Annotated in this window: 8 protein-coding genes; 4 read left to right on the top strand and 4 right to left on the bottom strand. The window is 33.8% G+C overall.

The genetic code is table 11. The features are described 5' to 3' along the window. Window positions 1-106: 106 nt before the first annotated feature. From fsa to Q0870_RS11090, 4 genes are all read right to left on the bottom strand, one after another. The gene (fsa, locus tag Q0870_RS11075) at window positions 107-763 is read right to left on the bottom strand and encodes a fructose-6-phosphate aldolase (protein WP_298555537.1); all 657 of its coding nucleotides are present in this window, start codon (window positions 761-763) and stop codon (window positions 107-109) included. A gap of 10 nt (window positions 764-773) precedes the next feature. Then, complete coding sequence (locus tag Q0870_RS11080; protein WP_298555538.1) at window positions 774-2,810, bottom strand: transketolase; 2,037 nt, start codon at window positions 2,808-2,810, stop codon at window positions 774-776. 551 nt (window positions 2,811-3,361) lie between these two features. Beyond that, entirely contained in the window at window positions 3,362-3,532 is a 171-nt protein-coding gene (locus Q0870_RS11085) for a hypothetical protein (protein WP_298555539.1), read from the bottom strand. Between the two features lie 3 nt (window positions 3,533-3,535). Further along, on the bottom strand, window positions 3,536-4,930 hold the full coding sequence (locus Q0870_RS11090) for a hypothetical protein (protein WP_298555540.1): 1,395 nt from the start codon (window positions 4,928-4,930) through the stop codon (window positions 3,536-3,538). Between the two features lie 309 nt (window positions 4,931-5,239). Between Q0870_RS11090 and Q0870_RS11095 the strand changes: the two genes are divergently transcribed. The 4 genes from Q0870_RS11095 to Q0870_RS11110 all read left to right on the top strand — a co-directional run bounded on the left by Q0870_RS11095 (window position 5,240) and on the right by Q0870_RS11110 (window position 8,762). Continuing rightward, complete coding sequence (locus tag Q0870_RS11095; protein ID WP_298555541.1) at window positions 5,240-5,977, top strand: (Fe-S)-binding protein; 738 nt, start codon at window positions 5,240-5,242, stop codon at window positions 5,975-5,977. A gap of 2 nt (window positions 5,978-5,979) precedes the next feature. After that, window positions 5,980-7,347 carry a LutB/LldF family L-lactate oxidation iron-sulfur protein gene (locus tag Q0870_RS11100; RefSeq protein ID WP_298555542.1) on the top strand — a complete coding sequence of 456 codons (1,368 nt, stop codon included), beginning with the start codon at window positions 5,980-5,982 and terminating at the stop codon, window positions 7,345-7,347. Continuing rightward, entirely contained in the window at window positions 7,313-7,918 is a 606-nt protein-coding gene (locus Q0870_RS11105) for an LUD domain-containing protein (protein WP_298555543.1), read from the top strand. Before Q0870_RS11100 ends, Q0870_RS11105 begins: the two co-directional genes overlap by 35 nt. A gap of 64 nt (window positions 7,919-7,982) precedes the next feature. Continuing rightward, window positions 7,983-8,762 carry a dienelactone hydrolase family protein gene (locus Q0870_RS11110; RefSeq protein ID WP_298555544.1) on the top strand — a complete coding sequence of 260 codons (780 nt, stop codon included), beginning with the start codon at window positions 7,983-7,985 and terminating at the stop codon, window positions 8,760-8,762. Window positions 8,763-8,922 lie beyond the last annotated feature (160 nt).

Below are 8,922 nucleotides of genomic sequence, written 5' to 3' on the forward strand. Positions count from 1 at the left end.
GCGCTGTAAAACTTACAAAAATTCAGTTTAGTTTGATAAGTAAAAAAGCTTCTCAATTCCTGATTGGAATATGAGAAGCTTTTCTTTTTTAAGAAATATTGATATTCTAGTTATTCCCTTTTTCGTAATCTGCTAAAAACTTAGCTAAGCCACTATCTGTTAAAGGGTGCTTTAGTAATCCCGTTATTGAAGATAAAGGTCCCGTCATCACATCACTTCCTATTTTTGCACAATTAATAACATGCATCGTATTTCTAACTGAAGCTGATAAAATTTGGGTTTCAAAACCATAATTATCATAAACATGTCTAATTTCTTCAATTAAATGTAATCCATCTGTAGAAATATCATCTAAACGCCCTAAGAATGGAGACACATAAGTTGCTCCTGCTTTGGCTGCTAATAATGCTTGACCTACAGAAAACACTAATGTTACATTGGTTTTAATACCTTTACTTGAAAAGTATTTGCATGCTTTTACTCCATCAGCAATCATTGGTAATTTTACAACAATTTGAGGGTTTAAAGCTGCCAAAGCTTCTCCTTCTTTTACCATACCATCGAAATCTGTAGAAATAACCTCTGCGCTTACATCGCCTTCTACTAAATCACAAATCTTTTTGTAATGGTTAATAATATTCTCTTCACCAGTAATACCCTCTTTTGCCATTAAAGACGGATTCGTTGTTACACCATCTAAAACACCTAAAGCTTGAGCTTCTGCAATATCATCAAGGTTTGCTGTATCAATAAAAAATTTCATAAGTTTAGTTTTATACTGTTTTTAAATATTCTAATACTTGTTTACTTACTTTTTCGCCTGTAAAACCAAACTTATCATCTAGTACAGTTGCAGGAGCTGAATAACCAAAATGCTCTAAACCAAACACTTTTCCGTTATCGCCTACCAAAGCTTCTAAATTTACTGGCAAGCCAGCCGTTAGACCAAATAATGGTTTGTTTTTAGGAATGACGCTATTTTGATAATCTTTAGATTGTAATCTGAATAGCCCTTCAGAAATTACCGAAGCTATATTCACTTTTAATCCATTTTCTTTTTCTAAAATCTCAGAAGCTGCAACTAACGTAGAAACTTCAGAACCATTTGCAATCAAAACAATATCTGGGTTTTCTACTTCTTTTACTAAATACCCCCCTTTTTCTGCAGCTAAAGCCTCTTCATACCTTGATTCTCCTTGAGCTGGAACATCTTTTATACCTTGTCTTGATAAAATTAAACCAGATGGTGTGTTTTTGTTTTCTAAAGCCATTTTCCAAGCAACACTTGTTTCAGCTGAATCTGCAGGACGCATAGCTAAGAAACTATTTTTACCACTGTGATTTTTAAGCTTTTCTAATAAACGAATTTGCGCTTCTTGCTCAACAGGTTGATGTGTTGGTCCATCCTCACCCACTCTAAAAGCATCGTGGGTCCAAACATATTTTACACCTAACTCCTGAATACCACTTAAACGAATAGCTGGTTTCATGTAATCTGAAAACACAAAGAATGTCGCTACTACAGGAATACAACCGCCATGTAATGCTATACCATTAGCAATACAAGACATGGTTAATTCTGCTACACCAGCTTGTAAAAATGATCCGCTAAAATCCCCTTTTTGTAATGCTGAAGATTTCTTTAAGAATCCATCAGTTTTATCACTGTTTGATAAATCTGCTGAAGATACAATCATGTTCTCAACATTATCTGCTAAATAACCTAAAACATTAGACGATGCCGCACGGGTAGCTAAACCTGCTTTATGCTCTATAGATTCAAAATCTAATTCAGGAAGTTCTCCAGATAAGAAGAAATCTAATTTACTGGCTAAAGCACTATTATCTTTTCTCCAAGCATTAATTACAGCTTTCTTCTTTGCTGCTTGTTCCGTTTTTTCAGAAATTATGTTTTTATAAAAATCACTTACATCACTGTAAATATCAAAAGGATTTTCAACACTTGCTCCTAAATTTAGCAATGTTTTTTCATAATCTGCCCCTGTTGCTCCAATAGGTTGTCCGTGAAGTTCACAATGCCCTTCAAACATACTTCCATCAGCAGTTACACAACCTTTACCCATTATGGTTTTACCGATAATCAAAGTTGGCTTATCAGTTTCGTTATTGGCATCGGTTAATGCTTGCCTTATTTCATCATGGTTATGCCCATCAATGGTTACAACTCTCCATCCCCAAGCTTCATATTTTGTTGCTGTATCTTCACTAGTAACCTCGTCTGTTGATGTTGATAATTGTATATCATTAGAATCAAAAAACATAATAAAGTTATTCAATCCTAAGTGACCAGCAATTCTACCTGCACCTTGAGAGATTTCCTCTTGAACACCTCCATCGGAAATGAAACCATATACCTTATGATTCATCCAATCCCCAAAACGTGCTTGCAAAAATTTAGCTGCAATAGCAGCTCCAACACCCATAGTATGACCTTGCCCTAATGGTCCAGATGTATTTTCAATACCTCTAGCTACATCAACTTCTGGATGCCCTGGTGTTATTGAACCCCATTGTCTGAAATTAGCAACATCATCTTTGGCATAGTTTCCTAAAAGGTAATATTGCGCATACATTAATGTAGATAAGTGACCTGCATCCATAAAGAAACGATCTCTAAATGCCCATTCCATATCTGATGGATCATAATTAAAAAATTCGGAATACAAAATATGCATAAAATCTGCACCTCCCATTGGACCACCTGGATGACCTGACTTTGCTTTTTCTACCATAGCTACAGCTAACGCTCTAATATTATCTGCTGCTTGTAAGTTAATGTCTTTGTTCATTTTTAATTCTGATATTTATATTTAATAACTTTAAAATATGTTCTTTATGAGACAAAAAATCTTTAAAAAAAACACCTATTTTGCAAATATATAACCTTTATATTGTTAGGACTTATTAAAAGTCAAAATTATTTAGTAACAGCTGTTAACATCTCCTTAATATTAAACATTTGCCATATAAAAAAGCTGACTTAATAATATAAGTCAGCTTTTACTTTATAGTTTTAGTGAAGATACTTATATTCTCTTGCATCTTTATAAACATTTCTTTTGGATTAATGGTGCTTTTGAAAAGACTTACCCAAAACCAAAAACATAACGCCACGTAGTATCCATACCTGAAGTGTTACAAATGATAAAAACACATCAAACTGTACTGATATAAAATTCCAAAACTAATTGCCCAAATAAGAAAAACTGATTTATTAAATGATAAGTTTATTTTTTATCAATTATTAAAAGCAGAAGCTTTAACCTAAGCAAGTGTGTTTTTAATGTGTTACACTTTATTGTAAATAAAAACATAAACACTATGAACACGCATTGTAAAACTACTCTTCTTCTTTTATCCAGAAAGGTGTAGTAGCAAACCATAGAATTGTTCCTATTAACATAATTGTTTTCATGTTTACCGGCTCAATTTTTCCTACAAATGATAATATACCAACTAACAATATCAAAACGCCTATTGAAATAGCACTAATTAATTTTAGTATTTTCATAATTTATGATTTTTGAAGTTTCATAATAAGTACATATAATAAACTGGAAGCAATCCAGCAAGGTATTACTGCATAAGCAGGAAACAAACCTTTTGCAAAGATAAAGTACAACCCTAAAGCTACCGGAATAGTCCAAGCTAATAAAACAGCCACATTAAAGCTAGATCCCTTTTCATCTGCAAAGTCTTGCGTAAAATTCATTTTTTTTGCTAGATAATGGTTAACAAAAATAACCCCACCCATTGGCCCCAAGATTGTTCCATACAAACCTACAAAATCAAGCAACTTACTTGATAGTGTTGGAAAAATACCAGCTATTGTTGCTATTATACCTGCTAAAATTACACCCGAATATTTTTTTGCATTGGTTGAAAACAAACTTTGAAATGCAAGACCTGCTCTGTAAATGGTAGGATTTGCAGTTGTCCATCCCGCTATGATCACACAGATAATTCCTGTCCAACCTACGGCACTCCAAGCTAAAGCCCCTGGATTAGCAGAAATATCTCCAGTTAATTTTATCTGAGCCGCTAACATAAATGAAGCACAAATCCATGCCATATAGTGCCCCAAAAACATTCCAATTGATGGACCCCAACCTGCACGAGTATCTTTGGCAAAACGCATTATTGATAAGTCTGACATTCCAAAATGCATCGCAGCATTACATAACCAAGAGAAAATCACAATTTTCCAAAAACCAAAATCTACCTTACCGTTAATAGACTGCACCACACTTATTCCTTTATCCCATTCTGCAAGTAGACTTTTCCATGAATCAACCTCCATTTGTGATAGTGCAGATAAACCACAAGCAGCAAAAACAATAATCATCCAAGGTGCCGCTATGTTGGCAAATTTAGAAACAGTATTATAACCCGCAGCTGCTACAATTGCCATTACTAAACCCACGATGATAACAATTGCCGAAAACCCTGGGCTACTTAAACCAAAAACACTTTCTGGAACAGAAAAACTTACACCAAAGGGAATTCCAACAGCACTAGCAGAAACCGTAATCATAGCGCCTGCTAAAAAACAGAAAAGCACTCCATTAACTACATTATAAACTTTTACTAAATGCTTTCCTGCAATTTTTTCTAATTGATAATACAAAGTTAGTTTGCTAGATACAGCTATAGGAGCCACTATGTATCTCCAAGTAAGTATCGCTAGAATATTACCAATAAACAATCCTAACAACAAATCTTTTAAACTGGCTCCCGCAGCTAAAAACAATGGGCCAATCATAAATTCAGTACCTGCAGCGTGTTCTCCTGCATACATACCTAAAAATGATTTCCAGCCTTTTAATTTTGATTGAGGCACAGGGGTTCTTTCAAATTCTCCACCTGACACATCTTCTATTGCATCTAATTCTTGTTGGTATTCTGCCATAATTTTGGTTTAGTTAGTTATTATAAAATAGTATATCTTTCTTTATTATTTTTTAAATCTACCTCTAAAATAATTATATCATTCAGACGAAAATATACGGTAATAGTTAAAACTCTATCCTGTACTGTTCGGTTAAACTAAAAGTTCATTAATCTACTCATAATATTCAATTTCTTAATTAGAAAAATACATATAGAATTTTATCTAATTAAAATCAATTTTTACGGGTTAGAACAGGATAGCTAGTTATCAATAATAATCTACTTTTATTATAACTTATACAAGAGCTAAAATCTTAATAAAATATACATGAAAGTAGGTTTATTTATACCATGCTATGTTAACCAACTGTATCCGCAAGTGGCAATAGCTACTCTGGAATTACTAGAAAAATTGAACGTTGACGTTTATTATCCCCAAGGGCAAACATGCTGTGGGCAACCCCTAGGTAATTCAGGATATGAAGATGATTCTAAAGGTGCATGCAAATTATTTGTAGAAAATTTTAAACAATATGACTATATAGTTGGGCCATCTGGAAGTTGCATCTATCATATTAAACATCACTTTGATATTTTAGAGCAAACACCAGAAGTACAAAAAGTAAGAAACAATGCGTATGAACTTTGCGAGTTTTTAGTAAAAGTTCTTGGAAAAACCGATTTAGGAGCATCATTCCCACATAAAGTTGGTTTACATAAAAGTTGCCATGGCTTAAGAGGTTTAAAACTTGGTTCCTGTTCTGAAGTTAAAGGGGAGCATTATTCTACCGAAGAAGATTTATTGAATAAAGTTAAAGGACTTGAATTAATGTCTTTAAATCGTAAAGATGAATGTTGCGGTTTTGGAGGTACTTTTGCTGTTTTTGAAGAAGCCATCTCTACCAAAATGGGAAAAGATCGTGTTCAAGATCATTTAGATAGTGATGTAGAAGTTTTAACAGGTGCTGACCATTCGTGTTTGATGCATTTGGAAGGTTTAATAAACCGTAATAAACAACCCTTAAAGGTAATGCACATTGCCGAAATATTAAATAGCAGTTTATAATTATGAACCACGCAACTAAAGCTAAAGAATTTAATAAAGACGAATCTAAAGTCAACTGGCACGACAAAGCATTATGGTATGTTAGAGAAAAACGAGACAAATCGGCACATAGCATTCAAGGTTGGGAATATTTGCGAGAATTAGGATCAGCCATTAAAGCTAATGTATTATCAAATTTAGATGAGTACTTGGTCGAATTTGAATCTAATGCACAAAAAAACGGTATCCATGTACATTGGGCATCTAATGCTGAAGAACACAATAACATTGTAAATAGTATTCTTGAGAAACACAATGCAAAAAGGGTCGTTAAAAGTAAATCCATGCTTACTGAAGAATGCCATTTAAATCCATTCTTAGAAAAAAAAGGAATTGAAGTTATTGATACAGACTTAGGAGAGCGCATTGTTCAATTGGCTGAAGAGCCACCAAGCCATATTGTACTCCCTGCAATTCATAAAACGAAAGAACAAGTTGATGAATTATTTCAAGAACATCTTGGAACGAAACCTAGCCAAGGAAACCCTGAATACTTAGTTAGTGAAGCACGAAAACATTTAAGAGATAAATTTTTAAAAGCAGATGTAGCCATTACAGGAGTCAATTTTGCAGTTGCAGATACAGGTGGCTTTGTTGTCTGTACTAATGAGGGCAATGCTGATATGGGTGTCCATTTATCAAAAGTGCACATTGCATGTATGGGTATTGAGAAAATTATTCCTAAAGAAAAACACTTAGGTGTGTTTTTACGTTTACTAGCCAGAAGTGCTACAGGGCAACCTATTACAACCTATTCTTCGCATTTTAATAAACCCGAAGAAGGCAAAGAAATGCATATTGTTATTGTTGACAATGGAAGAACTGAACAACTGAGTAGAGAAGATTTTAGAGCCTCTCTACATTGTATACGTTGTGGTGCTTGTATGAACACCTGCCCGATATACAGAAGAAGTGGCGGTCATAGTTATGATTACACAATACCTGGACCAATTGGGTCTATTCTTTCCCCTGGTAAAGATTTGAAAAAACACAGTTCACTCCCTTTTGCATCCACGCTATGTGGGTCTTGTTCTAACGTATGCCCTGTGAAGATTAATATTCATGAACAGCTATACAAATGGCGACAAGTTATTGTTAAAGAGGAAAAACAACCTGTAGTAAAAAAATCTATTTTAAAAGTTGCAGGGATTATATTAGCTAAACCAAGCTTATATGGTTTTGCAGGAAAATCAGCGAGATTTGCTTTAAAACATTTACCAAAATTTATGATATACAACAAATTAAACGCTTGGGGTAAAGCCAGAGATTTACCAGAGATAAAGAATGAAAATTTTGATGAATGGTACAAAAAACGAAATAAAAATGGGTAGAGAAGCTATTTTACAATCAATAAAAGAAAACAAACCAGATTTACTTCCTATGCCAACCGTTAATGTTGAGGCTTTTGCTGAAGACCTCAATATACTAGAGGTCTTTAAAAATAATATTGCTTTAGTTGGAGGTAACATAAAACAAATTGAAAAAAAAGCCATTGATACTGAAGTTAAGACCATTTACTCAAAGGCAAAACGCATAGTTTCTACTTCATCTAAAACAGCTTTAGGAACAGTTAAAATTTCTATTGATACTGATCCACATGAACTTGAAGATATCGATTTGGCAATTGTAGAAGGCGAATTTGGTGTATCTGAAAATGGTGCTATATGGGTGACTGCTGAAAACAGTATCGTTCGTGCGTTACCATTTATTACAAATGACCTTGTTATCATTCTTGAAAAAGACAAACTTTATCTTCACATGCACCAAGCTTATGATATAATTAGCCAAAGAAACAGGAGTTTTGGAGTCTTTATATCTGGACCTTCTAAAACAGCAGATATTGAACAATGCTTAGTTGTTGGTGCTCATGGCGCTATGAGCTTAACGGTATTATTAGTATAGAGAAAATAAACGTGTACATCAATTTATACATTGCTTTTTCGCTCTAATTAAAACAATTTCAAATATGAAAAAATTAGTATTCTTATCATTAGCAGTATTAATTCTATCTAGTTTTCAACAGACTTCAATTATTGAAAAAACACTTAAAGATATTAACAGTAACTTTAAGAATATGAAAGTTACCTTAGTGAATTGGCCTAATAGCTTACAACCAAAATTAGGGAATTTAAAAAAAACAGCTTTTATGGCGTTTCCTAAAAGAAGAACTAAAAAAAAGCTACCACTACTTATTTCGTTACACGGTGCTGGAGGAAAAACATGGACTGTTGAAGAGCAGCTTAGTCGTTCAGCAAAAGTTAAAGGGCTTTCACTTGCTGAATTAGCAGGTAAAGAGCTCATTCTTTTAGAACCAAATTCTTTTGAGAAATGGAACCCAGACACTTTAAACATAATGTTAGATTACATCCTTGAAACGCACCCTGAAATTGATACAAATCGTATCTACCTTATAGGACACAGCATGGGAGGTATAGGAACATGGAATTGGATACTAAAATCACCTAACCGTTTTGCTGCGGCTGCACCCTCTGGTTTTAGAGGTATAAATGAGCAAGACGATATAAGTAAATTAGCCAAACTTCCTGTTTGGGGAATGGTAGGTGGTAATGATGAAAAGAATGTTGAACCCGTAAAAAAAATGATATCTCTTCTGCAGAATGAAGGTAATACTAACGTAAAACACACTGCATTTCCTGGTGCTAATCATGCTAAAGGCAACGCCATGGTATTTAGTGCTACAGAATGTATTGACTGGATGCTTAATTTTTCAAGTAGAACAAATTAATCCATCCTCTTTAATTTTAACAAATTTTTAATGCAAATAAAAAGACTCAACCAAATTAGCTGAGTCTTTTTATTTTATAGTTCTGTCCCGTCCTGAAATAGCGATACACTAAAACATTAGTGTAATGAAAACATCGGAAAACACTGGGTACGTAAAGCGT

It is taken from the genome of uncultured Algibacter sp. (assembly GCF_947487575.1).
Taxonomy (GTDB): Bacteria; Bacteroidota; Bacteroidia; order Flavobacteriales; family Flavobacteriaceae; genus Algibacter_B.